Source organism: Pseudomonas edaphica (assembly GCF_965277385.1).
GTDB lineage: Bacteria > Pseudomonadota > Gammaproteobacteria > Pseudomonadales > Pseudomonadaceae > Aquipseudomonas > Aquipseudomonas edaphica.
In genome coordinates this window covers 1,625,269-1,649,875 of record NZ_OZ255725.1, presented here as the reverse complement: position 1 = coordinate 1,649,875, position 24,607 = coordinate 1,625,269, and the positions used below count along the sequence as shown (strand labels likewise).

The 24,607-nt window shown below is 60.5% G+C and carries 28 protein-coding genes, 1 tRNA gene and 1 riboswitch; of the genes, 9 read left to right on the top strand and 20 right to left on the bottom strand.

Annotation, left to right across the window (positions count from 1 at the left end; genetic code table 11):
- Nucleotides 1-67: 67 nt before the first annotated feature.
- A complete protein-coding gene (locus ACQY47_RS07430) occupies nt 68-595 on the top strand; it encodes a DUF4142 domain-containing protein (RefSeq protein ID WP_428556731.1) in 528 nt (175 codons plus the stop codon).
- A 54-nt stretch (nt 596-649) separates the two neighbouring features.
- Here ACQY47_RS07430 and ACQY47_RS07425 read toward each other — a convergent pair whose 3' ends face one another.
- On the bottom strand, nt 650-1,075 hold the full coding sequence (locus tag ACQY47_RS07425; protein ID WP_017137291.1) for a low affinity iron permease family protein: 426 nt from the start codon (nt 1,073-1,075) through the stop codon (nt 650-652).
- 181 nt (nt 1,076-1,256) lie between these two features.
- Here ACQY47_RS07425 and ACQY47_RS07420 point away from each other — a divergent pair, with 181 nt between their 5' ends.
- Nucleotides 1,257-2,039 carry a GNAT family N-acetyltransferase gene (locus tag ACQY47_RS07420; protein WP_428556729.1) on the top strand — a complete coding sequence of 261 codons (783 nt, stop codon included), beginning with the start codon at nt 1,257-1,259 and terminating at the stop codon, nt 2,037-2,039.
- Here ACQY47_RS07420 and ACQY47_RS07415 read toward each other — a convergent pair whose 3' ends face one another.
- The 5 genes from ACQY47_RS07415 to ACQY47_RS07395 all read right to left on the bottom strand — a co-directional run bounded on the left by ACQY47_RS07415 (nt 2,040) and on the right by ACQY47_RS07395 (nt 4,704).
- Nucleotides 2,040-2,540, bottom strand: coding sequence for a methylated-DNA--[protein]-cysteine S-methyltransferase (locus ACQY47_RS07415; RefSeq protein ID WP_017137293.1), 501 nt, complete (start codon nt 2,538-2,540; stop codon nt 2,040-2,042).
- Nucleotides 2,541-2,628: 88 nt separating this feature from the next.
- Complete coding sequence (locus ACQY47_RS07410) at nt 2,629-2,952, bottom strand: hypothetical protein (protein WP_017137294.1); 324 nt, start codon at nt 2,950-2,952, stop codon at nt 2,629-2,631.
- A gap of 75 nt (nt 2,953-3,027) precedes the next feature.
- A complete protein-coding gene (locus ACQY47_RS07405) occupies nt 3,028-3,438 on the bottom strand; it encodes a type II toxin-antitoxin system HicB family antitoxin (protein ID WP_169985481.1) in 411 nt (136 codons plus the stop codon).
- A 22-nt stretch (nt 3,439-3,460) separates the two neighbouring features.
- Nucleotides 3,461-3,643: a type II toxin-antitoxin system HicA family toxin gene (locus tag ACQY47_RS07400; RefSeq protein ID WP_428556726.1), complete on the bottom strand. Its 183-nt coding sequence runs from the start codon at nt 3,641-3,643 to the stop codon at nt 3,461-3,463.
- A gap of 167 nt (nt 3,644-3,810) precedes the next feature.
- Entirely contained in the window at nt 3,811-4,704 is an 894-nt protein-coding gene (locus tag ACQY47_RS07395) for a LysR family transcriptional regulator (protein ID WP_428556724.1), read from the bottom strand.
- A gap of 95 nt (nt 4,705-4,799) precedes the next feature.
- Here ACQY47_RS07395 and ACQY47_RS07390 point away from each other — a divergent pair, with 95 nt between their 5' ends.
- Nucleotides 4,800-5,963 carry an MFS transporter gene (locus ACQY47_RS07390; RefSeq protein ID WP_428556722.1) on the top strand — a complete coding sequence of 388 codons (1,164 nt, stop codon included), beginning with the start codon at nt 4,800-4,802 and terminating at the stop codon, nt 5,961-5,963.
- Nucleotides 5,960-7,159 (top strand): MFS transporter, encoded by a 1,200-nt coding sequence (locus ACQY47_RS07385; RefSeq protein ID WP_428556720.1) that lies wholly within the window; start codon nt 5,960-5,962, stop codon nt 7,157-7,159. Before ACQY47_RS07390 ends, ACQY47_RS07385 begins: the two co-directional genes overlap by 4 nt.
- Here the strand turns inward: ACQY47_RS07385 and ACQY47_RS07380 are convergent.
- The gene (locus ACQY47_RS07380; protein WP_058419536.1) at nt 7,144-7,452 is read right to left on the bottom strand and encodes an addiction module antidote protein; all 309 of its coding nucleotides are present in this window, start codon (nt 7,450-7,452) and stop codon (nt 7,144-7,146) included. The genes ACQY47_RS07385 and ACQY47_RS07380 overlap by 16 nt on opposite strands.
- 2 nt (nt 7,453-7,454) lie before the next feature.
- Nucleotides 7,455-7,748 (bottom strand): type II toxin-antitoxin system RelE/ParE family toxin, encoded by a 294-nt coding sequence (locus tag ACQY47_RS07375; RefSeq protein WP_058419537.1) that lies wholly within the window; start codon nt 7,746-7,748, stop codon nt 7,455-7,457.
- 464 nt (nt 7,749-8,212) lie between these two features.
- On the opposite strand from ACQY47_RS07375, the gene ACQY47_RS07370 reads away from it, so the two are divergent.
- From ACQY47_RS07370 to ACQY47_RS07360, 3 genes are all read left to right on the top strand, one after another.
- Entirely contained in the window at nt 8,213-8,452 is a 240-nt protein-coding gene (locus ACQY47_RS07370; RefSeq protein WP_017137302.1) for a DUF6124 family protein, read from the top strand.
- A 245-nt stretch (nt 8,453-8,697) separates the two neighbouring features.
- Nucleotides 8,698-9,000, top strand: coding sequence for a type II toxin-antitoxin system HigB family toxin (locus ACQY47_RS07365; protein ID WP_236460903.1), 303 nt, complete (start codon nt 8,698-8,700; stop codon nt 8,998-9,000).
- A 3-nt stretch (nt 9,001-9,003) separates the two neighbouring features.
- Nucleotides 9,004-9,375: a helix-turn-helix domain-containing protein gene (locus ACQY47_RS07360; RefSeq protein WP_138451923.1), complete on the top strand. Its 372-nt coding sequence runs from the start codon at nt 9,004-9,006 to the stop codon at nt 9,373-9,375.
- 329 nt (nt 9,376-9,704) lie between these two features.
- On the opposite strand, the gene ACQY47_RS07355 is transcribed toward ACQY47_RS07360, so the two are convergent.
- The 11 genes from ACQY47_RS07355 to ACQY47_RS07305 all read right to left on the bottom strand — a co-directional run bounded on the left by ACQY47_RS07355 (nt 9,705) and on the right by ACQY47_RS07305 (nt 21,807).
- A tRNA-Gly gene (locus tag ACQY47_RS07355) sits at nt 9,705-9,778 on the bottom strand.
- A 184-nt stretch (nt 9,779-9,962) separates the two neighbouring features.
- Nucleotides 9,963-10,847 (bottom strand): alpha/beta fold hydrolase, encoded by an 885-nt coding sequence (locus tag ACQY47_RS07350; protein WP_428556717.1) that lies wholly within the window; start codon nt 10,845-10,847, stop codon nt 9,963-9,965.
- A gap of 305 nt (nt 10,848-11,152) precedes the next feature.
- A complete protein-coding gene (locus ACQY47_RS07345; RefSeq protein ID WP_177032625.1) occupies nt 11,153-11,845 on the bottom strand; it encodes a 16S rRNA pseudouridine(516) synthase in 693 nt (230 codons plus the stop codon).
- Nucleotides 11,845-12,057 (bottom strand): cysteine-rich CWC family protein, encoded by a 213-nt coding sequence (locus ACQY47_RS07340; RefSeq protein WP_017137305.1) that lies wholly within the window; start codon nt 12,055-12,057, stop codon nt 11,845-11,847. Before ACQY47_RS07340 ends, ACQY47_RS07345 begins: the two co-directional genes overlap by 1 nt.
- A gap of 51 nt (nt 12,058-12,108) precedes the next feature.
- The gene (atzF, locus tag ACQY47_RS07335; protein WP_428556714.1) at nt 12,109-13,881 is read right to left on the bottom strand and encodes an allophanate hydrolase; all 1,773 of its coding nucleotides are present in this window, start codon (nt 13,879-13,881) and stop codon (nt 12,109-12,111) included.
- A 28-nt stretch (nt 13,882-13,909) separates the two neighbouring features.
- Nucleotides 13,910-17,548, bottom strand: coding sequence for an urea carboxylase (uca, locus tag ACQY47_RS07330; protein ID WP_428556712.1), 3,639 nt, complete (start codon nt 17,546-17,548; stop codon nt 13,910-13,912).
- Between the two features lie 241 nt (nt 17,549-17,789).
- Entirely contained in the window at nt 17,790-18,419 is a 630-nt protein-coding gene (locus ACQY47_RS07325) for an urea amidolyase associated protein UAAP2 (protein ID WP_177032619.1), read from the bottom strand.
- Between the two features lie 9 nt (nt 18,420-18,428).
- Nucleotides 18,429-19,154: an urea amidolyase associated protein UAAP1 gene (locus tag ACQY47_RS07320; protein ID WP_138453786.1), complete on the bottom strand. Its 726-nt coding sequence runs from the start codon at nt 19,152-19,154 to the stop codon at nt 18,429-18,431.
- Entirely contained in the window at nt 19,151-19,915 is a 765-nt protein-coding gene (locus ACQY47_RS07315; protein WP_428556709.1) for an ABC transporter ATP-binding protein, read from the bottom strand. The genes ACQY47_RS07320 and ACQY47_RS07315 overlap by 4 nt, the downstream gene beginning before the upstream one ends.
- Nucleotides 19,912-20,727 (bottom strand): ABC transporter permease, encoded by an 816-nt coding sequence (locus tag ACQY47_RS07310; protein ID WP_428556707.1) that lies wholly within the window; start codon nt 20,725-20,727, stop codon nt 19,912-19,914. The genes ACQY47_RS07315 and ACQY47_RS07310 overlap by 4 nt, the downstream gene beginning before the upstream one ends.
- A gap of 12 nt (nt 20,728-20,739) precedes the next feature.
- Nucleotides 20,740-21,807, bottom strand: a complete 1,068-nt coding sequence (locus tag ACQY47_RS07305) for a putative urea ABC transporter substrate-binding protein (protein ID WP_428556705.1) — start codon at nt 21,805-21,807, stop codon at nt 20,740-20,742.
- Nucleotides 21,808-21,867: 60 nt separating this feature from the next.
- Nucleotides 21,868-21,971, bottom strand: a riboswitch (guanidine-I (ykkC/yxkD leader).
- A gap of 313 nt (nt 21,972-22,284) precedes the next feature.
- Between ACQY47_RS07305 and ACQY47_RS07300 the strand changes: the two genes are divergently transcribed.
- On the top strand, nt 22,285-22,635 hold the full coding sequence (locus ACQY47_RS07300; protein WP_428556703.1) for a hypothetical protein: 351 nt from the start codon (nt 22,285-22,287) through the stop codon (nt 22,633-22,635).
- Here the strand turns inward: ACQY47_RS07300 and ACQY47_RS07295 are convergent.
- Nucleotides 22,632-23,744: an enoyl-CoA hydratase/isomerase family protein gene (locus tag ACQY47_RS07295; protein ID WP_428556701.1), complete on the bottom strand. Its 1,113-nt coding sequence runs from the start codon at nt 23,742-23,744 to the stop codon at nt 22,632-22,634. The two genes, ACQY47_RS07300 and ACQY47_RS07295, sit on opposite strands and share 4 nt — an antisense overlap.
- A 135-nt stretch (nt 23,745-23,879) precedes the next feature.
- Here ACQY47_RS07295 and ung point away from each other — a divergent pair, with 135 nt between their 5' ends.
- Nucleotides 23,880-24,572, top strand: a complete 693-nt coding sequence (gene ung / locus ACQY47_RS07290) for a uracil-DNA glycosylase (protein WP_169985500.1) — start codon at nt 23,880-23,882, stop codon at nt 24,570-24,572.
- Nucleotides 24,573-24,607 lie beyond the last annotated feature (35 nt).

Below are 24,607 nucleotides of genomic sequence, written 5' to 3'. Positions count from 1 at the left end.
CCTGAAAATTCGAATTCAGGGCGGGGCGTCTGTTCCCGCACCTATTTTTGACCTGGAGGAACCCATCATGAGCCGCATGGCTATCCGGTTACGCACCGCCAGTTTCGCGATGCTGCTGGGCCTCGGCGCCAGCAATGTTTTCGCCCAGTCGCCTGCTGAATTCATCGAGCAGGCTTCGGCCAAAGGGATGGCCGATATCGAAACCAGTCGCATGGCCCACGCCAGAACCTCGTCCCAGGAAATCAAGGACTACACCATCGAGGTGATCAACGAACGCACCCAGGCTAACCAGCACCTGGCAGCCATCGCCAAGAAACTCGACTTGCCTGTGGCCCCGCGCGAGAAGATCGTCGATAAAGCCGAAACCTTGATGCCCGAACTCAAGGACGGTGACTCCTTCGACGCGGCCTACACCGCGCAACAGGTCAAGGAAAACGAAGACGCCATTGCCCTGTTCAAACAGGAAGGCGCGGCGTCGGATGTGCCGGAAATCAAAGCGCTGGTGGATGAAACGCTGCCCAAGCTGGAAGAGCGCCTGCAAAAGGCCCGTGCCTTGGCGTCAACCTATGGCAAAGGTCATCAAGGCGACGGTTGAGTCCGTCACTTGAGATAGAAAACGGCGGTTGGACTTTCTCCAACCGCCGTTTTTTTATGCCTGGTTCAGATCGGTTTTGTTGGTCACCGCATCGTCGACTACTTCGCCGCAACTGCTGTTGAGGCTGACATTGCCTGCGGCGCCGATGCTGCGGTATTCGCTGCGCAGTTTTTCCAGTTCCTTACGGTCCAGGCCATCGAGGCTCAGCACGGCGTTTTGCGCATCCTTGGAGACGCGCAGCAACTCGTCGATCTTGATATGCAGGATGTCGTTGTCGCGGTTTTGCGTGTTCTGGATCAGGAACACCATCAGGAAGGTGATGATGGTGGTCGAGGTATTGATGATCAGCTGCCAGGTGTCGTTGTAGTGGAAATATGGCCCGCTGAGGCTCCACAGGAAAATCAGTGCGACAGCCACGTAGAACGTGCGGGCACTGCCTGCCCAGCGGGACAGAGATTGGGAGACTGCAGAGAATTTCATGACCGTTTTTCCTTGACCGGAGGGTGATGAAATTATGGACCGCAGGCCCGCTTCGAAATTTCTTTTTACATTTTAGGGTTAGAACAATGTCGTGCTTTTTCCTCCGGCTATCTTAGGAATTGGCCTACTGCGCCTTTGAATGGCGGGAGCAAGACTGGTTTTTTTATCCGGATGTTCTCCCATGCACGCTAACGCCGCCTGCGATTTGCCCACGCTCTACGGTAAAACCGAAGAGCATTTTTTTGCCGCGGTGTGCCCAACGCATCGTCGATACAGCGGCGGCATCAATGCTTATTTCACGGATGAGTATTTCAGCCCGTTCAATTTGTTGTTTATCCGGGTTGGCAGCACTTTGCTGGATAACGCTTTGGCCGCACCGCTGGAGCTCATCCGGCGTACCACGCAGGCAATACGCGTGGTGATCCATGAGGAACAGGTCGAAGCGCTGGGTGAGGTGTTTTTGGCACACGGCTTTAAGCCGGTCGAAAAGACCACCGCGATGGTGGGTGACCTGGCGTGCCTGGCTCCATGGGTGGGCGAGAGCGGTGTGCAGGTCCAGCTCACGCGGAACATGAACGATTGGGCTGAGCCCTTTGGCAGTGCGTTCATGAGGCTGCCCGAGGAGGTTGAGCGTTATCAGGTCCGCCACCAGCGGGCCCTGGACGCGGGTGAGGCGCTTTACCACTTCACCTTGTCCGATGAGGGGCAGGTAAGGTCTTCGCTGGTGCTGTCCCTGTGTGATGGCGAGGCCCGGCTTAGCGATATCGGCACACTCATGGGCTTGCGTGGCAGAGGGTACGCCACTCGATTGATCCATGCCGCTCTGCTGCACGCGTCGAGCCTCGGGGCCCTGCGATGCTTTCTAGAAGCCTCGCAGGGTGCCTTCGCGCTGTACCGGCAACTAGGTTTCGAACCTTTGTACGAGTGCCAGGCCTTTACCCGTGACGCCCTTGCAGACGCGTAATCAGAGGGCCAGCTTTGCCTGGCCGCGATCCTCAAGCGCCAGCAAATACTGCTTGGCCTCAAGCCCACCGGCAAACCCGGTCAGCCCGCCCGAAGCACCGATCACCCGGTGGCAGGGCGCGACGATCGAGATGGGGTTTCGGCCATTGGCTGCGCCTACCGCGCGCACGGCCTTGGGGTTGCCGATCTGCTGGGCAATCTGGCTGTAGCTGCGGGTTTCGCCGAAGGGGATGGTCAGCAGTGCCTGCCAGACTTGTTTTTGGAAATCGGTGCCGTCGAAGTCCAACGCCAGATCGAACTGATTGCGGGTGCCGGTAAAGTATTCCCGTAGCTGGCGCTCGGCTTCCAGTAACACCGGGCTGTCGTCGGCTAGATGCAACTCGCCCAGACGCACGCGATTGGCGCGTTCTTTTTCCCACAGGATGGCGCTGAGTTTGCCGTTGCGCGCCACCAGGGTGAGCTGGCCGACGGGGGAAGGCATGAGCTTGTATTGGTAGGGCATGAGCGGGCTCCTTGAAGATGTAGGGGGCCACTATCCACCTTGTGGGCGGTTGGGAAACCCAGTTTCTTGCGGTCAAATTCTACTGGGACTAAATGCTCCAGTGAATCCAGTTACCGGAACCATAGGCCCAAGCGACGAAATAGATGAACCAGACGATCGAGGGCGTCGACAGTGCTACCCATGAACCGAGGTTAAGTAGCGCAAGTGCGGTTGCGCAGAGTGTGATGCCTCGGCTGGCGTTCTGCCTTGAATACCAGACGCCATAGATGGATCCCGCCAGAGCCGCTATCGACGCCAGGCTCCTCAGGCCGAAAGGGATTGGCGTCAGCGGTAACAGCAGTGGAATGATCAATACCAGCCCCACCACCTTTCTAACGACTTGGCTCTCAGTTTTTTGTACAGGCACGCGCATTGGCTCTGCTCATGGGTAAGATATGTGCGCATTTTTAACGAAGGTCGTCTTCGTCGCTTTAGGAATTTGCTTAAGTCAATGTTCCTGCTGCAGAACCTTTAGTGCTGCCGATGCCAGAAAGCCGGAACGGCTTTTTTCTTCAGGATGATGCAACACGTATTCATCAATTCGATTCAGCAGGTAACCCGGCAGGGTGATATTGAGCTTCTGCGCTTTGCCCAGATATTTAGTGACATCAATATCAACCACGGCCCAAATGCAGCCGGCATATGCCTGGTTGGCCGCGTGCAGGGTGACTTTCTGAGCGGTGGGAATCGGCGCGCCATCCTCTGCAAGGATTTCAAAGTGCCCTTCGATCGCTTCGCGGGCCATGGCCATGGCGTCGTCCAGGTCGTCGCCGGCGGAGTAGCAGCCAGGAATATCCGGCACTTCCACACCCCAGGCGTGGTCCTCGTCACCGGTTGAAATTGCGATGGGGTAAAGCATGTCTATTGCTCTCCAGGGGCGCTCAGCTCAGCAGCGCCTGTTTCAAAATGCTCTTGGCGGTCTTGTCCAACAGGTCTTTCTTTGGATGAGGAATCGTCACCAGCCCCGGTTTGGTCGGGTGTTTGAAGTGGTGGTGACTGCCTCGGGTGCGTACCAGGCACCAGCCATCCGCAACAATGTGACCTATCAAATATCGGCTATCCACAGCACCTCCTTGTGGTGTGTGTTGGTGGTGACTATAACCACTGAAAATAAATTATCAACACTCTACCTACCGACGGCTGACGACCGGCGTTTCGGTAAGTGCTGAATGAAGTGTATGAGCCTTTGAAAACGGCGTCTTAGAGAGGTATTGCGGGGATTTTCGAAGTGTTACTCGTTGTTTAAGACATGGGCGAGAACGGCGAGAAATGCGTCAGCCAACAGGCTTTTTCTGGCCGCAGGCGTCAGCACCAACAGCTGCGCACAGGCATCCACCTCGACCATGGGCTTATAGGTGACACCCTTGTTCATCAAGCTCCGGGTGCATTCGGGCACCAATGCCACGCCTTGCCCGGCGGCCACCAACGCAATGATCGAAGTGATCTGCCGCCCGGTCGGCCCCGCACGCAGGGGCACGCCGTGGTGTCGGTACAACTGCTCGATCGACTGGTTCAACCCCGACCCGTAATCGGGCGGAAACAGAATCAGCGGGTAAGCACTGAGCTGCGCCAGGCTCACCTGCGTTTGGCCGGCTAACGGACTTTCACTGGAAACCGCCGCCCACAAGCGCTCCTCACCCAGCGACAGCGCTTGCACGGCCTGGCTTTGCGGCAGCAGACGACTCAGGCCGACATCCAGGCGCCCATCTGCCACCTGTGCGCCCAGGCTGCCGGAAGCGCACTCCACCAAGGTCAACTGCACATCGGGAAAACCCTGGGCGAAGGCCTGGATCGCCTGGCTGAACAGGTCCGACAGCGCGATCGAACTGACGTAACCCAAGGTCAGTTGCCCAGCGGTCCCGGCGGCCAATTTACCGGCGATTACCTGTGCCAGCTCCACCTGTTCCAACACGCTACGCGCATAGGGCAAGAACGAACGGCCCTGAGCGGTGAGGGAAACCGTGCGGCTGGTGCGATCAAACAACTTGAAGCCCAACTCCGTTTCCAGCGCCGAGATCTGCCGGGTCAACGGCGGCTGGGCCAGGTGCAGGCGAAGGGCTGCGCGACCGAAGTGCAGTTCTTCGGCGACCGTCAGAAAGTAACGCAGCTTGCGTAGGTCGAGCATCCTGATCCCTGGGTATTGATCGGTTCGAATTCGGTATTGGTTTAAGACCCGCTGGCCATTCTATAAAGACCTCACAAAATAAAACGAGAGGTTTCATGAAACCGCGCCTGCATTGTGCCCGTCTTGCCCTGTTCCTGTGTGGCTGCGCGGCGTTTCTAAACCTGTATGCCACCCAGAGCATCCTGACCACGTTCGCCGAGCAGTTTCATATCAGCGCCAGGGCGGCGGGCTGGAGTATCACGGTCACCACCCTGGCCGTGGCGGTTACCGCGCCATTTGTCGGCCGGCTGACCGGGCGTTTCCAGCAGCGTACGGTCATCGCTGTGACCGCGCTGTTACTGGCCGTGCCCGCGCTGATGACCGCCTACGCCGGCAGCTTTGTCGAAGTGTTGGTGTGGCGCTTTGTGGAAGGCATGTTGATCCCGGTGGTGTTTGCCACCAGCGTGGCTTACATCGGCGACCGCTGGCGCGGCGCCACGGTGACCGAAGTCACCAGCCTCTATGTGGCGGGCACCGTACTGGGCGGGTTCGCCGGGCGCTTCGTCACCGGCGTGATGACCGAATATGTCGGCTGGCGCGAGGCCTTTGAATTGTTGGCCGTATTGAGTCTGATGGTCGGTGGGTTCATTCAGTTTTTGCTGCCCGATAACCCGCCGCGAGTCGCACCGGTCAAGGCTGCTTCGTCAGGCGTTTTTCGCAAGCCATTGGTAGCTGCCTACGCCGTAGGGTTTTGTGTGTTGTTCTCCCAGGTTGCGGCATTTACCTACGCGGGACTCTACCTTGGCCTACCGCCTTTCAACCTCGGGCCTGCGGCCTTGGGCACGCTGTACATGGTGTTTCTGCTGGCCTTGATCGTGATCCCTGTCGCCGGTCGCCTCAGCAAAGCCCGGCCCCACGCCGAGCTGCTGGCTGTGGCTGCCGTGCTGGGCATCAGTGGCTCGGCACTGACCCTGGCGCCGTCGCTGGGGTGCATCGTGGCGGGCCTGGCGCTCAGTTCGACCGGTGTCTTTCTCGCCCAGGCCGCCGCCAACGCGTTCATCAGTGCCACCGCGCAGGCCAACAAGGCAGGGGCCGTGGGCGTTTACCTCACGTGTTATTACCTGGGCGGCAGTTGTGGTGCCATCGTCCCCGCCTTGATGTGGGAGCGCTGGGGCTGGGCTGGGTGTGTAGCGCTGATTATCGGCTTTCAACTGCTGACTTTGCTGATCGCCCTGACGGGCTGGAAGCCCCTTAAACCTGACTTGATCCAAGCATCATGACCGACACCAGCGCTGTGCCTGCCCGCGAAACCTCAAACCGCCGCCGCTCGCTGATCGCCGGGTGCGGCGCCCATGCCGTACACGATGGCCTCACGGATGTGATCTACGTGCTGCTGCCCATTTGGCAGGCACAGTTCGCTCTTTCCTACGCGCAGATCGGGCTGTTGCGCGGTGCCTATTCCGGGATGATGGCCGTGTTTCAGCTGATGGCCAGCCGCGCCGCCCGACGATGGGGGCGCATGCCGATGCTGGTGGGCGGCACGGCGCTTGCTGGCGTCGCTTATTTGTTGGTAGGGCAGGCCACTGGGCTGATCATGCTGCTATTGGCGTTGCTGTTAGGCGGTTTGGGCGCCAGCACCCAACACCCATTAGCCTCTTCGATGATTACTGATGCTTACGAGGACGGCGGTGGGGTCAAGCAAGCCTTGTCCCAATACAACTTTTCCGGCGATATCGGCAAAACCCTGATCCCGGGGTTGGTCGGCTTGCTGCTCACCGTCATCAGTTGGCGCGCCAGTGCCACACTGTTGGGCTTGCTCGGCGTGGCGGCGGCGGGGTTGTTGTGGTGGCTGGTGCCTGCGCAAATGTCCGAAACCGCTTCTGTAAAAAAAGCCAAACCCCTCAGCGGAACCGGTTCCATTACCGGCCTGCGTGCCCTGATGCTTACCGGCACGCTCGACAGCGCCGTGCGCATGGGCTTTCTCACCTTCCTGCCGTTTCTGCTGCAAGCCAAAGGCGCGGGAACTGCCGGCATCGGCCTGGCGTTGACACTGCTGTTTATCGGTGGCGCGTTCGGCAAATTGCTCTGCGGCTACCTCGGTGCCCGCATCGGCATGATGAAAACCGTATGGCTGACGGAAACCAGCACGGCGCTGCTGATCATTGCCGCCGTGTACCTGCCGCTGCATGGACTGATGGTGATGCTGCCGCTGCTAGGGTTGGTGCTCAATGGCACCTCCTCAGTGCTGTACGGCGCCGTGCCGGACCTGGCAGCGGCGGGAAAACGCGAGCAGGCGTTTGCTGTGTTCTACACCGGTACGATCGGCGGCGGCGCGCTGGCGCCGGTTCTGTTTGGTGGTGTGGGCGATGCACTGGGCGTGCCGGTGGCGGTGATGGTATTGGCGGGCATGTTGTTGGTGACGTTGCCCTTGGCGTGGGTGGTGCAGCGGGGGTGTGTGCCTCAGGCAATCGAGTGATTGCAGGAGTGTCCAGGCCGAGCCAACAGATCAATGCCAAGTGAGTGCAGCACCTTCAGAACCGTTTCAAAACGCGGTTTTGCGCCCGGGGCAAATGCCTTGTACAAGCTCTCGCGTCCTACACCCGCATCAGTGGCGATTTTTGTCATGCCACGGGCTTTGGCTACGTAGCCTACTGCGCGAAGGAACTCCTCGTTGTCTCCGTCTGCCAGCACCTGAGAAAGGTATTCGCTGATGGCTTCATCACTGTCGAGCAGCTCGGCCATATCAAATGTCGTCAGTGTTTGAGTCATGCTCAAATCTCCTTTGCTAATTTTTTTGCTCGCCGGATATCGGCTTCTTGTGAAGACTTGTCGCCACCTGCCAGCAAGATGACGACCTCCCTGCCGCGCAGGGTGAAATAAACGCGATAACCCGTACCCACGTCTATCCGCATCTCTGAAATACCGCCGCCCAGCATCTTGAAATCACCCAGATTTCCCACACTGGCTCGCTCGATACGTCGAGCAATAGTGATTTTGGCTCGCAGATCGCGGATTGCCGAGCACCAGTGAGTGAAGGCTTGGGTTTGCTGGATTGAATAACGCACGGGGCCTCACAGAGTTTCACTGTATCTAGTTGGATACGGGCTGGCAAGAGACATGTCTGTGTCGAAGGCTGGGGAGAGTGATGCGAGGGCGTGCCGGTTTCAAACCTTCTTCAGGGTTTTCCTATTGCCAGAATTTACGGTCTGAAGGAGAACGGTACAGCGGTCCTGAATGTTGCGTTATTGCCTACACAACACACAGAATCGTCTGAGTTGTACGCCTTGGACGAGCGCTTTAAGGTTCGTCTGCCGCTGCCCATCAGCGGTCGGGTTTAGTAGCCCGATTTGATCAACGGCGTATGGCTGTCCTATCAGTCAGGCATCTCGATGTCTGTCCTCAATGGTGGCTGTACGCAGGGCACTTTCGGGTGCGCCGGTTTCGTTGATCCGCCGGTCTACTAACCTGCATACAGCCGCCACCCATTGTTTAGTAGCTCTGGAAGGTGGTCCTTACCGAGGATCAACAGATGTGTACTGACTCCTGCAACCCAACCGCGACCCTGTTCAGCGTTCGCCCTGAAGCCAACACCGAAGCCTTGCTCGCCAACGCCTACGAAACCATTGCTGGCGCGGGTGCCATGACCAACGAGTTCGCCGAAAGCCTGCCTTCTCAACATCGCTACCTGGCCTTGGCCATTCAGCAAATGATCGAACTGGGGCTGATGCTGGTAGAAGCGGCGCAAGACCGCGTGGACCGCGCCGCGTAGGTTTTTCACGCCCTGCAACAGGCTTGCCTTCCCAGGCCGCACATACCAAGGGGAAGGGGAGCCATCAGAACTGCAGCTGGCCGAGGTCGGTGACCGCGACTGCTTCTTCAACCAGATCATGGGTGTCCGACTGTAAATTTTTTCATGATTTCAGTTTGGCGTTTCTGGGCGTAGGGGAGTATCAGGGCACGGCAAACAGATGAAACGCACTTGTATGAGTCCCAGTGTGGGACTAGGATCATTCTATGAGAATCATCGCGATTAGCCAGCTCAAGACTTTTTGGCAGAAACACCCGGATTCAGAGCAACCCCTCCTTGCCTGGATTGACGAGGTCAAGAAAGCGAACTGGCAAACGCCCGCAGACATCAAGGGCCAATTTCGCCATGCGAGCGTTCTCAAGAGCCGTCGGGTCGTGTTCAACATCAAAGGCAATGACTACCGACTAGTGGTCTCTGTGGCCTACCGCTACGGCGCGCTCTACATCAAATTTGTCGGCACACATAAGCAGTACGACGCCGTTGACGCAGATACTGTTGAAATGGAGTAACCCATGAACATTCGACCCATTCATACCGAACAGGATTACCAGGAAGCGCTGAAGGCTGTCTCGCCGCTGTTCGACAACGAACCAGAGCCAGGGACTTCTGAAGGGGATTACCTTGAGGTAATGATTACGCTGATAGAGGCTTATGAAACGAAACACTTTCCGGTTGACCTGCCCAATCCGGTAGATGCCATACGTTTCAGGATGGAGCAGTCTGGTTTGTCAGCAACAGACCTTGTGCCTGCCATCGGGCGCAAAAATCGGGTTTATGAGGTGCTGAACGGGAAACGAGCTCTCACGCTGCCGATGATTTGGAAACTGCATGAGATGTTTGGGATTCCGGCGGAGAGTTTGATTAAGCCGGTAAAAGCTCTGTAGTACTCAGATGGTTTGGCTCGCTGAGAAATCCGGGCTACTTATTAGGGCACCGGATTTTTTTGCCTGCCGTTCCCGGCTGTCAGTCATCCTCGCCCAGCACCCCTTTGCCGGCAACGATGGAGTGCCTGCGCCGCTGGTAACGGCTTCAACGACGGCCAGTGCGGCGTTCATGGCGGGTTTATGGCTGATGGGGTCAATGCCGTCTGCACTCAGCTTCAGTGCTGCGTCTGATCCTTTACCTCTGGTCCCAATGCGGTCAATACCGTTTCGGCGAAGGGCTGGCGCTGGATAGGTGGGGAATGATGCGTAAAACGAGGGAAAAGCAGAAGTGGAGCGGGTAGAGGGAATCGAACCCTCGTCGGAAGCTTGGGAAGCTACTGTTCTACCATTAAACTATACCCGCTCAGAGCGGCTGACTTTGTACCAGATGTTCGCCGGGATTTGAAGTTTTTCTTCGAAAAATGTGTGAGTTGGGTTCATCAAGCTTGTGTGGGAGCTGGCTTGCCTGCGATTGCATCACCTGAGTGTGACTGGCACACCGCGGCGCCTGCATCGCGGGCAAGCCCGGCTCCCACATAAGCCGCCTTTCAGATAGCAAACGCATGCTGCGTCTGGCCCTGGTGATAACGCAACCGGCTCACCTGGCGTTCTGGTTTCAAAAATCCCACCACCGCATCCCGGCTGTCCCGGCAGGCCGCCTTGTGCTCCATGTCCAGAAAATGCCCGGTCGCCTGGATGGTGCTGAAGCTGCTGTTGGCCACGTGCTGGCCAAACAGCTTGGCATCCTCGGCGCTGGTGTATTCATCCCATTCGCCATTCAAAAACAGCACCGGAATGTCGATCTGCCTGGCGGCTTTTAGGTAGCACAGCCGGTCGCTGTTGAGCACGTGGCTGATGTGGAAGTGCATCTGCCCGTATTCATGCTCGGCCAGGCCGCTCACATGCTTGTAGTTGAAGCGCTTGAACAGTGACGGCAGGTGTTTGCCGATGGTGCTGTTGACCAGGTGGCCGACGCCGTGGCGGTCGAGGTTGCCGAGGTAGTCGACACCGCGTTCGAGGTAGTCGCGCATGGGGGTGTTGATCACCGGCGAGAACGAGCTGATCACGGCCTTTTCCACCCAGCGCGGGCGGTGGGCGAGGGCGACCAGGGCAGCGGCGCCGCCCCAGGAGAACGACAGCACGTGTTCGGCGCCGAAGTGTTCGATGAGTTCCAGCAGGATCTGGCCTTCGACTTCCTTGGTCAGCATGTGCTCATGACGGTTATGGATTTTGGAGCGGCCAGCGTAGGGCTGGTCGTACAAAACCACATTGAATTGCGGGTACAGGCTTTTCACGGTTTGAGCGAAGGATGCCGTGGTGGCCATGGAGCCGTTGACCAGGATGATGGTCTTTGCAGCAACGTCCGCGCGATAGAACTCCGTGTAAACCCGATACTGACCCTGTATATCCAACACAGCGATTTCTGGCCTCATGTCGTAAGACTCCTGGCAAGCGGGTAGGGCGCGCAGATCACTCTGCACGAGCTTTATGACAGGTAGGCATACGCCTGGAAGATGAGGGCCCATGTCGGTCCGATAGCGGCTGGCCGACGGGTGTTGTTGTGGCGGGCTGTTTGCCTGAAAGGCCCGTAGATCAAGCGCGGGCGGGGCAAGGTGTTTCTTGGAGGTTATGGGGCGACTCGCCAGTCATAATTTGGCTGGCATCTTGATTCAAGCAGCACAGGCGCCAGCTCGCAAGGCGCCAAGCTGGTTTTTTGCCATCACCGGCCGAACGGTCGTCAGACCTGTCGGATTTCTTCGTCGGTCAGTTCCCGATATTCGCCCGGCGCAAGGGTGGCATCCAGCACCAAAGGCCCCATACGCTCACGGTGCAGGCAGATCACCTTGTTATCAAAGTGCCCGAACATGCGCTTCACCTGGTGATAACGGCCTTCGATGATGCTCAGGCGTGCGGTCCTTGGGCCGAGTAGCTCAAGGTCGGCGGGTTGAGTGGTGAGATCTTCAAAGGCGAAATACAGGCCAGCGGCAAAGGTGGCTGCATACTCAGGACCAATGTCCTGCTCGGTTTCAACGAGGTAAACCTTGGGCAGTTTGGTCTGGGGCTGTGTCAGGCGCCGCGACCATTGGCCATCATTGGTGATCAGCATCAGCCCGGTGGTGTTGAAGTCCAGACGGCCGGCGATGTGCAGCTCATGCGTGTCCGGTTCACTCAGCCAATCAAGCACGGTGGGATGCACCGGGTCGGCGGTAGCGCTCACGCAGCCTTGGGGTTTGTGCAGCATGAAATAACGCGCCGGTTTGCCGGCTTGCAGTACCTCATCATCGACACAGACGCGGCTGAATGCTCGCACTTCATGGTGTGGGTCGCTGACGGCCACGCCATCAACTGTCACCCGTCGCTCAACCAGCAGCACACGCACTTGTTGGCGATTGAAACGCGGCAGGTTGCTGAGGAAACGATCAACGCGCATTACGGCTGTTCAGCCCCACGCAATTGCGCATCTACCTGCGCACAGCGTGGGCACAGGCAGGCCTTATTGCGCAGTTCATCGGGCAGCGCTTCGAGTACCGCCGGGTCGATGGTGACGCTGTAGCACCAACAGGCTTGGTCGGCGGTGCGTGGGTCGGCCAGGGTGCAGTCGTTGCGGGCACCGCAGGCAGGGCAAAGGGTGGGTGTGGTCATGTCGGTTCGGGCTGTATCGCGCAATTCCCTGCACGATACAGCCCCGCCCCGCTATTGCAAGCTGCGCAGGTAGCCGCGCCAGCCGCCGAAGTGGCTGATGTCCACGGCGCCGGTCAAGCCATAGGGCTCGCAGATGAAGCCGGTTTCCCAACGCCCGTCGGCCAGTTGCACCTTGCCCAGGCCCAACGGTGCGGGGATACCGGTGAGGAAGGAGCCCAATTCGCGGCTCGGCAGTTCCCACACTTCCACCTCAATAGCCACGCCGCCTTCGCTCACCCGCAGCATGCCGGGGCGATAGGGTGGCCCACCGGCCAGCGCGAACAACTGATAGTCGGCCGAGCTGTGGGTGCGCTCCAGCAGGCGCGCGCCACGCCGCACTAATTGGCCGTTAAGCGCCAGCCCCTGCAGATGCGCGCCGCACACCACCAGCCGGGTGAAGTCATGACCTGCGCTGCCGACAGGCACAGGCAGCGACGTATCGTGCTGGCGCTGCAACGCATCTGCCACGCCCAACAGGTATTGGTCGGTGAACGCTCGGCCAAACAGCGTCACACCCCAAGGCAAACCGTTGTGCATAAAGCCGCTGGGCACGGCGACGGCGGCGTAATCCAGCAGGTTCATGAAGTTGGTGTAGTAGCCCAGCTCGGCGTTGCGCAGCACCGGTTCGGCGCGCAGTTCTTCCAGCGTCACCGGGCGGCCGATGGTCGGCGTCAGTACGCAGTCGAGGCCTTCAAGCAAGCCATCGCACTGCGCTTTCAAGGCTTGCAGGCGGTACTGCGCACGGAAGGTCTGCACGCCGTTCACCGCAGGCGCCTTGGCCAGCACCGCACGAATCACCGGCAGCACGGCCTCGGGGTTCTGCTCCATCAGTTCACCGGCCACGCTGTAGCGTTCAGCCACCCACGGCCCTTCGTAGAGCAGGCGCGCGGCTTCCAGGAAGGGCGACAGGTCCAGCGTCACCGGCTCGCCACCCAGTGCAATCAAGCGGTCGATGGCCTGCGCAAACAACTGCGGGCCTTGCTCGCAGCCGAAGTACTCCAGGTCCTGCTCGCGCGGCACGCCAAAACGAAACGCGAGTGGTGCGCCAAACGCCGACGCATCATTCCACGCCGGGTTCGCTCGGCTGTACGCATCCAACGGATCGAGTTTGGCAGTCAGCGCCAGTAACTGGCTGGCCTCGCGCGCGGTGCGGGTAAAGGTGGTGACGCAATCCAGCGTACGGCACGCCGGCACCACGCCGGCTGTGGAGATCAAGCCTTTGCTCGCCTTGAGCCCCACCAGGTTATTCAGCGCCGCCGGCACCCGCCCGGAACCGGCCGTGTCGGTGCCCAGGGCAAAACTCGCGACACCCAACGCGACGGCCAGTGACGACCCGGCGCTGGAGCCGCCCGACGGATACTCCGGCAACACGCTGTTGGGGCACGCGCCATACGGCGAGCGGCTGCCATTGAGCCCGGTGGCGAACTGGTCGAGGTTGGTCTTGCCCACTGGCACCGCGCCCAAGGCGATCAACTGCTCGACAATGCTCGCGTTGCGCTGCGGCACGTAGGCGAACGCCGGGCACGCGGCGGTGGTGGGAATGCCGGCCAAGTCGATGTTGTCTTTGATCGCAAACGGTACGCCGAATAACGGCAACTCAGCCGGTTCGCGCGCGTCCAATGCGGCCAGGTACGGCTCCAGCTCCGCTTCGGTAAGCAAGTGGATAAACAGGTGATAATCGGGGTTCAAGTGCGCGGCTTTCTCGCGCAGGTGCAGCAGTACTTCACGGGGCGTGGTGTCGCCGCTCAGGTAGGCATTGCGCAGGTTGTCCAGTTGCAGGTTCATGGCTTGTCCGCCTGTAGAAATAGAAGAGTCAGTCACGTTCGAGCACCACCACCCGTTGCCCGGCGCCGATGCCGCTGCCGGGTTGCACGGGGATCTCGCACACGGTGCCGGCGAACGGCGCCACTACCGGGATTTCCATTTTCATTGACTCCAGAATCACCAGCACATCGCCAGCCGACACGCGCTCGCCGTTAGCCACCTGGACTTGCCAGAGGTTGCCGGCGATCGGGCTGTCGACACTGATTTGGTTGGCCTGCAACGGCGTGTCTGCACCTTGTGGTGCCGCGAGTTCTTCACTGTCGAAATGCGCCTGGCCACTGGCAATCCAGCGTTCACGCTCGGCATTGAAGGCGTGCTGCTGATGCTCACGAAACGCGCCAATGCTTGCGGCTTCGCGCGCGAGGAAATCCTGATACTCCGCGAGGTTCAACTGGCTGTGCTCGATGCTCAATTCAAAGCGCCCCAGCGGAAAGTCGCGCCGGATCTGCACCAGCTCATCAGCCGTCACCGGGTAAAAACGGATCTGGTCAAAGAACCGCAATAACCACGGCTTGCCATCAAACGCCGAGACCTCCCGGTAGCGGTTCCACATCTGCAAGGTGCGGCCCACAAACTGATAACCGCCCGGGCCTTCCATGCCGTACACGCACAAATAAGCGCCGCCAATGCCCACCGAATTCTCGGCGGTCCAGGTGCGGGCCGGGTTGTATTTGGTGGTCACCAGACGGTGGCGCGGGTCCAGCGGCGTGGCTACCGGAGCGCCGAGGTAGACGTCACCCAGGCCCATCACCAGGTAGCTGGCATCGAACACCGTGTGGCGAACTTCGTCGAGGTTGGCCAGGTCGTTGATGCGACGGATAAACTCCAGGTTGCTCGGGCACCACGGCGCGTCCTTGCGCACGGTGGTCATGTATTTTTCGATTGCCAGCTGGCACGCCGGGTCGTCCCACGACAGCGGCAAGTGCACGATGCGCGAGGGCACTTGCAGGTTGGGGGTGGCGCACACAGCGGCCCATTGCGTGGTGATCAACGCCAGTAAACCGGCCAGCGGCAGTTGTTCGGGCTGGTAGTGGATTTGCAGGGAACGGATGCCTGGGGTCAGGTCGATGACACCTGGCAGGGCGAGAGTTTCCAGGGCTTGCATGAGTACATGAGCACGAAAGCGCAGCACCAGGTCCAGCTCGGGGGCGCCGATTTCCAGCAGCAGGTGAGTGTCGCCCGCGAGGCGGGCGACGAGGCGGGTGTCGCCTTCACCCAACTCCAGCACCACAGGCGACCCGATCGTAAGTGGGCCACGGTCAATGTGGGAGCCGGGCTTGCCCGCGATGGCATCAATGTGGTCTGCCTGAGGTACCGAGTTGTCTGGATCGCAGGCAAGCCAGCTCCCACATTGATCCCATTTCAGGGCGAGGTCGCGGGCGGTTTTCAGGTTCACCGGTTCGAACCGAAGCTTGTCACCCGCCTTGAGTTGCCCCAACTGCCAAAGGTCCGCCTCGATCACCGTCACCGGGCACACAAACCCGCCCAGGCTCGGCCCATCCGGCCCCAGGATCACGGGCATGTCCCCGGTGAAATCCACCGCGCCGATGGCATAGGGGTTGTCATGGATATTCGACGGATGCAGCCCCGCTTCGCCACCGTCCGTGCGCGCCCATAAAGGTTTTGGCCCGATCAGTCGCACGCCGGTGCGGCTGGAGTTGAAGTGCACTTCCCATTGGGTTGCGAAGAAGGTGTCGATGTATTCAGGCTTGAAGTATTCCGGCGCGCCGTGCGGGCCATAAATCACCCGCAGCGTGCGCACCGCAGGCAGGGGTTCAGCGATCAATTGCTGGCCGGCGTCGGCGTCTGTCAGTGGCAGCAAATGCAACACATCGCCAGCCCGTAAAGCGCGCCCGGCGTGCCCGCCGAACTGGCCGAGGGTGAAGGTGCTTTTGCTGCCCAGGTAATCTGGCACTTGCAACCCGCCGCGCAGGCACAGATAGCTGCGCGCACCGACACCTATGATGCTGCCAAGGCTCAACACCGCGCCTGCTTCAATCCGCAACGCGGTGTTCATCGGCACTGGTTGGTCATTCAGCAACAGCGTGATGGCTGCGCCGGTAACAGCGACGACCGCCGTGCAATTAAAGCGCAACAGCGGCCCATTCATGGTGATTTCCAGCGCCGCCGCGCCGTCGTCATTGCCCAGCAGGCGATTGCCCAGGCGCAGTGCGCGGCTGTCCATCGGCCCGGAGGGCGGCACACCGACGGCCCAGTAGCCGAGGCGGCCGGGGTAGTCCTGCACACTGGTTTGGGTGCCGGCGCTGAGCACTTCGAAGGTGCTGGCGCTGTAGACCAGGCCTTCCAGGCAACGCGTCCACGGGCGGCCGCTGGCAAACGGCGTGGCCAGCAGGATTTGGCGCAGGTAGTCGCGGTTGGTTTCCACGCCGTAGAGCTGGCTGTCGCTCAATGCCTGATGCAGACTCAGACGCGCCTGTTCGCGGGTCGGCGCCCACGTGATGAGCTTGGCGATCATTGGGTCGAAGTAGGGCGGGATTTCGCAACCGGCTTGCACCCAGGTGTCGATCCGCAAACCTTCAGCCGTCGGGAAATCCACACGGGTTAACAGGCCTGGGCTCGGCTGGAAATCCTTGCCTGGATCTTCCGCATACAGCCGCGCCTGAATCGCGTGGCCCTGAGGGTGCAGCTTCAAATCTCTCAACGCAGGTAGTTCACCCGCCGCCAATTGCACCATCCAGCGCACCAGGTCGATGCCCCAGACTTGTTCGGTGACGCCGTGTTCTACCTGCAGGCGCGTGTTCACTTCGAGGAAGTAGAAGCGGCCGTCAGCGCTGTCAAAGATGAACTCCACGGTGCCGGCGCTGCGGTAATTGACCGCCCTGGCCAGGGTGATGGCCGCCGTGCACAAGGCTTCGGCCATGCCGTCGGGCAGGTTCGGCGCGGGTGTTTCTTCGAGGACTTTCTGGTTGCGCCGTTGCACGGAACAGTCGCGCACGCCAAGGGCGATGACGTCGCCCAAACCGTCGCCGAACACCTGCACTTCCAGGTGGCGGGCGTGCTCGATGTATTTCTCGATAAACACACCGGCATCGCTGAAGTTGTTTTGCCCCAGGCGTTTGACCGCTTCAAAGGACTCGCTCAGCTCTGTCGCATTGCGGCACACACGCATGCCGATGCCACCGCCGCCTGCGGTGCTTTTGAGCATGACCGGATAGCTCACGGTTTCGGCCGCCAGCAACGCTGTATCGAGGCTGTCGAGCAGCTCGGTGCCTTCCAATAATGGAATTTGATGGTGTTTGGCCAAGGCCCGCGCGGTGTGCTTGAGGCCGAATACGCGCAGCTGTTCGGGTGTCGGACCGACGAAGGCTATCCCCGCATTTTCGCAGGCTTGGGCAAAGGCGGCGTTCTCTGAGAGAAAACCGTAGCCAGGATGAATCGCCTTGGCGCCACAGGCCTTGGCGGTGGCGAGGATTTTTTCGACTGCCAGGTAGGTGGCCGCCGCCGCGCCTTCGCCGAGGCTGTAGGCCTCGTCGGCTTGCTGGATATGCAGGCTGGCTGCGTCGGCTTCGGCGTAGACGGCGATGCCTTTGACCTGCAGCTCGCGCAAGGTGCGCAGGATGCGGCAGGCGATGGCGCCACGGTTGGCGATCAAGAGTTTTTCGAACATGGCAAAACCCTGCGGGCCGTCCCGCAAAGTGAGGGAGCACTGCGGTCGTCCGCAGTGCCTGTGGTCAGTGTGGGAGCCGGGCTTGCCCGCGATGGCGGTAGGGCAGTCAGCTTATCGGTTGGCTGATGGACCGCTATCGCAGGCAAGCCAGCTCCCACATTTGAACTTCAGTGTTTTCGGATGCATTGCCCGGCTCGGGACTGGCACAGGGCGAATAACCACTTACGCAGGCGTTTTATTTTCAGTTCCATACCAGTAACTCCGCAGGGGTCGGGTTGTAGCCATTGCATGGATTGTTCAGTTGCGGGCAGTTGGAGATCAGCACGATCACGTCCATCTCCGCACGCAGGTCAACGTACTTGCCGGGTGCGGAAATACCGTCTTCAAAGGTCAGCCCGCCGTCGGCGGTGACCGGCACATTCATGAAGAAATTGATGTTCGGCCCGATGTCACCTTTACCCAGCCGGCCGTCGTGGGCGCAGGCGCGCAGGTAGTTGTCGCGGCAGCTGTGCATGTAGCGTTTTTCCAGGGCGTAGCGCACGGTGTTGCTCTCTTGGGCACAGGCACCGCCGAGGGTGTCGTGGCGCCCGCAGGTGTCATCGACGATGGTCAGCATCGGCTGGCCAAGGTTGGAATACAGCACGCTGCCGGTGCTCAGGTACACGCGGTTTTGCCGGCGTAATGTGCGCTGTACGTCGTAGCGTTCCTTGGGGTTTTTGCGGCTGTAGAACAGCGTGTCGACGGCCTGGTTGCCCTCCAGGTCGAGGATGCGCAGGGTCTGCCCGGCCTTGACCTCCATCAGCCACGGTTCGCCGGCGGGAATGATGGCGCGGTACACGGCTGCCTCGGGTTGTTTCAGTGCGATAGACATGGCAGTTCCTCAGGCGAACAGGCGGTCGGTGTTGATAAAGCCGCGCTCGTTTTCCGGGCGCGAAGTGCGGCAGTGTTCGGCGACACTGGAATCGGCGTTCATCCAGCTGAGTTTCAGCGGTTGCGGCGCGTAGTTCGGGTTGGGGTCCATCGGGTGTTGCAGCGCGGTCAGCACCACGAGTGTGTCCATCGGCGCGTAGAGTTCGATGTAGTCGCCGGCTTTGGAATTGCCCGGCACAAAATGCAGGCCGCCGCCTTCGTCAACGCTGACCCGGCTGAACAGGTTGAGGGTCATCAGCAGGTCGCTAAGCCCCAACCCCCACTTGCCCAATTCCACCAACAGGTTGTCGGTGCCGTTGCGAAAGAAGCCGTTGCGCAGCTCCTGATAACGGCCCTGGCCGTACTTTTCAGCGACCTCGGCGGCGCACAGCACGCCGCCGATGCTGTCGCTCCAGCCGCAGGTGTCGGCGGTGATGGCGGCCAGCACGCGGCCCATGTCCGAATACAGGCAGTGGCCGCGGGTGAGCTTGGCGGTGTGTTGGCATTTGAGGCTGTCGGGCAGGTTCAGACGCTCGGTTTTTTCATTGGCATTGAGCAGGGTCAGGCTGACGTTGGCGCCACCGCGAATATCCGTGAGGCGCAGCAGTTGGCCGCGCTTGAGTACAAAGGAGCGGTGGCCGCCGCCGGGTAGCATTTCTTCGGCGAAGGGTGGGAACAGTTGAATGGAATCGGTCATTTGCAAGTCGCTCCAAGTTCGGCGGCCAGCGCTTTGCGGCGCTCGCTGTTCAAAGGGATGTCGTAGGTGATGCGCGCGCCATAGGCGCCGGGGGCGTGGGGGTCGACACGGACTTTGTCGAACACCAGCAAGCGTGTGCCGAGGCTGAAACCTTCGCTGAGGTCGTGGGTGACCATGAACACCGTCAGCCGGGTTTCGCGCCATAGCGCCAGCAACAGCTGATGCATGTCTTTGCGAATGCCCGGGTCGAGGGCGCCGAAGGGTTCGTCCAGCAGCAACACGCGGGGTTTCATGATCAGGGCTTGGGCGATGGCCAGGCGTTGCTGCATGCCGCCGGAGAGCTGCGCCGGGTATTTGTCCAGTGCGTGGCCGAGGCCGACTTTTTGCAGCAGGGCGGCGGCCTGTTCCCGTACGTCTTGTTTGGCTTTGCCGAACAGCCGTCCCAGCAGCGGCGAGCGCGGTAGCTCAAGGCCAAGCGCAACGTTGTCCAGCACCGTCAAATGCGGGAACACCGAGTAACGCTGGAACACCACGCCACGGCTGGCATCCGGCTCGCCGGCAAGTGGTTGGCCGTCCAGCAGGATCTGGCCTTTGCTCGCGGTTTCCTGGCCCAGCAACAAGCGCAGGAAGGTCGATTTGCCGCAGCCGGACGTGCCGACCAGGGTGCAAAACTCACCCTCATCGACATGCAGGTTGAGCCCTTCCAGCACCACCTGTTCGCCATAGCGCTGCCACACATTGTTGACGCTGATAAAACTCATGGCCGCGCTCCTTCGTACCAGGGGAACGCACGCCGTGTGAGGGTTTTGAGGCCCCAATCCATCAGCCAGGCGAGCAGGGTGATCCACACCACGTAGGGCAAGATCACGTCCATCGCCAGGTAGCGGCGCACCAGGAAGATCCGGTAGCCGAGGCCGTCGGTGGAGGCGATGGCTTCGGCGGCGATCAGGAACAACCACGCCGAGCCGAGCATCAGCCGCAGCGAGATCAGCAAGCGCGGCAGCAGTTGCGGCAGTACCACACGCAGCATCAACGTCCAGGTGGAAGCGCCGAGGGTCTGCGCCTTGACCAGCACCTCCACGGGGATTTCCCGCGCGCGTTGCTCCAAGTCACGGGCCAGCGCCGGGGTGATACCGATGACGATCAGCATCACCTTGGACAGTTCGCCCAGGCCAAACACGATGAACAGAATCGGCAATATCGCCAAAGGTGGCACCATCGACAGCACCGTGAGCAGGGGCGATAGCGGCGCGCCAAACAGCGGCAATGTGCCGGCGGCGATGCCCAGGCACAGGCCGGCGAGGGCGCTGACGCCTAAGCCGATCGCCAGGCGGCGCAGGCTGGAGGCGCTGTCTTGCCACAGCACATATTCACCGGTACGCGTATCGGCGCTGAACGCCAGGCGTTTCACCGCGTCGCCCATTTGCGCGGCGCTGGGCAGCAGTTTGTCGTTGGGGTTATCCGCCAGGCGCTCGGCCGAGCCTACAAAGTAGGCGAACAGCAGCAGGGCGAACGGCAGCAGCACCAACAGCAGGCGGCTGGAGCGTTCCGGGTGACGGTTTATCAGGCGCATGGCCGGGTCCTCTTACAGCGTGCCGTCGGCGGCCATCTGCACGTAGCTGGGGTCGAAATGCAGCTTGAGGTTGGCGGTGTCGCCGCTGGTTACGCCATTGGCGAAGCTCATGCCCACGGCGCTGGCGTCCCTGGCCCCTTCGCCGAGCAGGCCGTGTTTAAACGAGAACTCGGCGACCTTGCGCAGGGTGGCGGGCAGTTGCGCGCTGGTGGCGAACGCCAGCGCTTCCTTGGGCGTGGCGAACAGCTTGGTGGTGTCCAGTTGCGCCTGGAAACCCTTGAGGTCGGTGCCGGAGGCCTTGGCCATATGTTCAAGCGCCGCGGTGCTGGCAGCGTTTTTGGCGTTCATCAGCGCGACCACTTCAAACCAGGCGCCGGTCAGCGCTTTGCCCAGGGCCGGGTTGTCTTTGAGGGTTTGGGTGTTGACGACCATCATGTCCATGATTTCGCCGGGCACTTTGCTGGAGTCGAACACTTGGGTGACGCCCGGTTTAGCCTTGATCTCGGAGAGCATCGGGTTCCAGGTGGTCACGGCTTGCACCTGGTCGGTGTTGAAGGCCGCGGCGATGTCGGCGTCGGAGGTGTTGACGACTTTGAGGTCTTTTTCGGTGAGATCAGCGGATTCCAGGGCGCGGGCGAGCAGGTAGTGGGACACCGAGAGTTCCACCAGGTTGACGTTCATGCCCTTGAGGTCGGCCACGGTCTTGCCGGTGCCCTTGATCACCACGCCATCATTGCCGTTGGAAAAGTCGCTGACCACCAGCGCGGTGCTGTCCACACCACCGGCGGCGGGAATGGTCAGGGCGTCCATGTTGGTCATGGTGCAGCCGTCGAACTGGCCGGCGGTGTATTGGTTGATGGACTCGACATAGTCATTGAGCTGCACCATGTCGATCTTGATGCCGTACTTCTTGGCCCACTTGTCGAGGATGCCTTGGCTGCCGGCGTATTCCCACGGCATCCAGCCGGCATAGATAGTCCAGCACACACTGAAGTGGTCTTTGGTCGCGGCTTGGGTTTGAAAGCTCAGCACGGCGGTGAAGGCGGCGGCGAGCAGGGCGGGTAAACGGATTGTGGGCATGGGGCTTCTCCAGTTGAACATGGGCGAGCAGGAGCAACGCGGCACCGTGAACGGTGGCTTGTCTCCCGGGCTTTTATCCCGCCGTGTAACCTCAACTGGAGGTCGCCAACTCTCGGACCAGCCACTCGCTTTTCAAGCGAGCCGGAACCCTAGTCGGCCATTGCAAATTGTGGTGCCGCGAACCTGTGATGAATCCTGCACAGGCTTGCTAAAGCGAGAGTCGTGCCAAGTGGTGGGTGGGCCTCTAGGGCGCGGGGTTGCAGCGAGGTGGTGGTTGGTTGGTGCGCTGACGTGCGTTGTGCTGGTGCGCCGTCGCACTGCAATGAGGCGTTCAGTTCGTCCGAAACAGGTATTTCAAACTGTGTCAAAAACGCACCAGATTCGGTTTTTGATGTCAGATATTTCGTCATTCATTGAAACACGAATGCCGCCCTTCAGCGTCGCTGAAGGTGCTCCCCAGCGGTCCAGGAGGCCGCCATGTATCGACGACTGCTGCTTAGCGCTTTATTTGGCCTGACCCTTTCCGCGTGCGTGCCCTATTACGACGGTGGTGCCACTTACTACCGCTCCGAGGTCTACACCGCACCGACGCCCGCTTATTACTACGGCGGCCCTGCTTACTACCAATACGGACGCAGCTATTACGCGCCGCCGCCGCGCTATTATTCGGCGCCGCGTTATTACCAGCCGGCGCCGCGCTACTACCCACGGCCCGGTTACCGGCCGTATCCGAACCAGGGTTGGGGCGGTGGTAACCGTTGGGGCAATGGTGGTGGGCATAACCAGGGCGGCAACCGAGGCGGTGGGCATGGTGGGGGGCACCGCTAGATATCGGATAAATCCGCCAGCGGGTGCCGTCCTTCCCAAGCCTTGTGAAAGTGCGCTTCGACCACGGCGTCGGGAATGGTATTGATATCCGGCCAATGCCAATGGGGCGTCTGGTCCTTATCGATCAACCGTGCCCGCACGCCTTCGGCAAACTCCGGGTGACGGCAGCAATTGAGGCTCAGGGTGTATTCCATCTGGAACACCTCGGCCAACGACAGGTGCCGCGCCCGCTGGATCTGCTCCCACACCAGGTGCGCGGTCAGCGGGCAGCCTTCACTCAGGTTTTTGCCGGCGCGGCCCAACAGCGGGTCGGCGTGCTCACGTAACGGGCTCAAGGCGCGCCAGCCACAGCGCACATCAGCCACATCCAGCCATTCGTCGATCTGCGCACGGCGCGGCAGCCATTGCGCTTCGGGTTGCTGGTCGACGGCTTCCTGGGCGAGCGCCTTGAGCAGGCTGTTGAGCTGCATCGCGGTTTGTTCCTGCCAGTTCAATTGCAGCAGGCCATCTATCAACGCTTCCTGCTGGTCATCGCGCAGGAAACGGTCGGCCAGGCCCAGGTCCAACGCATCGCGGCCGTTGATATGGGCGCCGGTGAGGCCAAGGAATAACCCCAGCTTGCCCGGTAACCGCGACAGGAACCAACTGGCCCCCACATCCGGGTACAAGCCGATGCTGATCTCGGGCATGGCGAGGCGGCTGCTCGGTGTGACGATACGCACCGAAGCGCTCTGCAGCAGGCCCATACCCCCGCCCAATACATAGCCGTGGCCCCAGCAGATCAGCGGTTTGGGGTAGGTGTGCAGGCGGTAGTCGAGGCGGTATTCAGCGGCGAAGAACTGCGCGGCCAGGGCGGGCACTTCGCCGGGGAATTCACGGCAGGCCTGGGCCAGGCTGCGGACTTCGCCACCGGCGCAAAAGGCTTTGGAGCCATTGCCGCGCAGCAGTACACACACGATATTCGGGTCTTTGGCCCAGGCCTCCAGGCGTTCGTCCAAGGCCAGGATCATGGGCAGGGACAGTGCGTTGAGGGATTTTTCCGCGTCCAGGCTGGCGATGCCGAGGCGGGCACCGTCGCTGCCGGTCAGCTCTTCGAAGTGCAGGTTCATCGTGACCTCAATCGAGAAAGTGAAGGTTCAGTATGAACGCTTCAAAGGAAAGTGCCGATGATGTGTCAGATCAATTGACAAGCGGGGTCGGCTTTCCTAGGGTTCGCCCATTCTTTTTTACACGATGAACACACCATGACCGAAGGCGACCGCATCAAACTCGAACCCAGCTGGAAACACGCCCTGCGGGATGAGTTCGACAAGCCCTACATGGCCGAACTACGCGAGTTCCTGCGCCAGGAACATGCCGCCGGCAAAGAGATTTACCCGCCTGGCCCGTTGATTTTCAACGCGCTCAATTCAACGCCTTTGGACAAGGTCAAGGTGGTGATCCTCGGCCAGGACCCGTACCACGGCCCCGGCCAGGCTCATGGCTTGTGCTTCTCGGTACAACCGGGCGTGCCAACGCCGCCGTCGCTGGTCAATATCTACAAAGAACTCAAGCGCGACCTGAACATCGACATTCCCAACCACGGCTGCCTGCAAAGCTGGGCCGAACAGGGCGTGCTGATGCTCAACACCACCATGACCGTGGAGCGCGCGAATGCCAATGCCCACGCGGGCAAGGGTTGGCAGTTCTTTACCGATCGTGTGATCGAAGTGGTCAGCGAGCACCAGCCGCACCTGGTGTTCCTGTTGTGGGGCGCCCATGCGCAAGGCAAGCAAAAGCTGGTGGATGCGACCAAGCACCTGGTGCTGACCTCGGTGCACCCGTCGCCGCTGTCGGCGTATCGCGGGTTTTTGGGGTGTGGGCACTTCGGTCGTACCAACAAGTTTCTTGAGCAGAATGGCGAGACGCCGATTGAGTGGCGGTTGCCGCCACTCTAAAGGTTAGTCACAAACTAATGTGGGAGCTGGCTGCC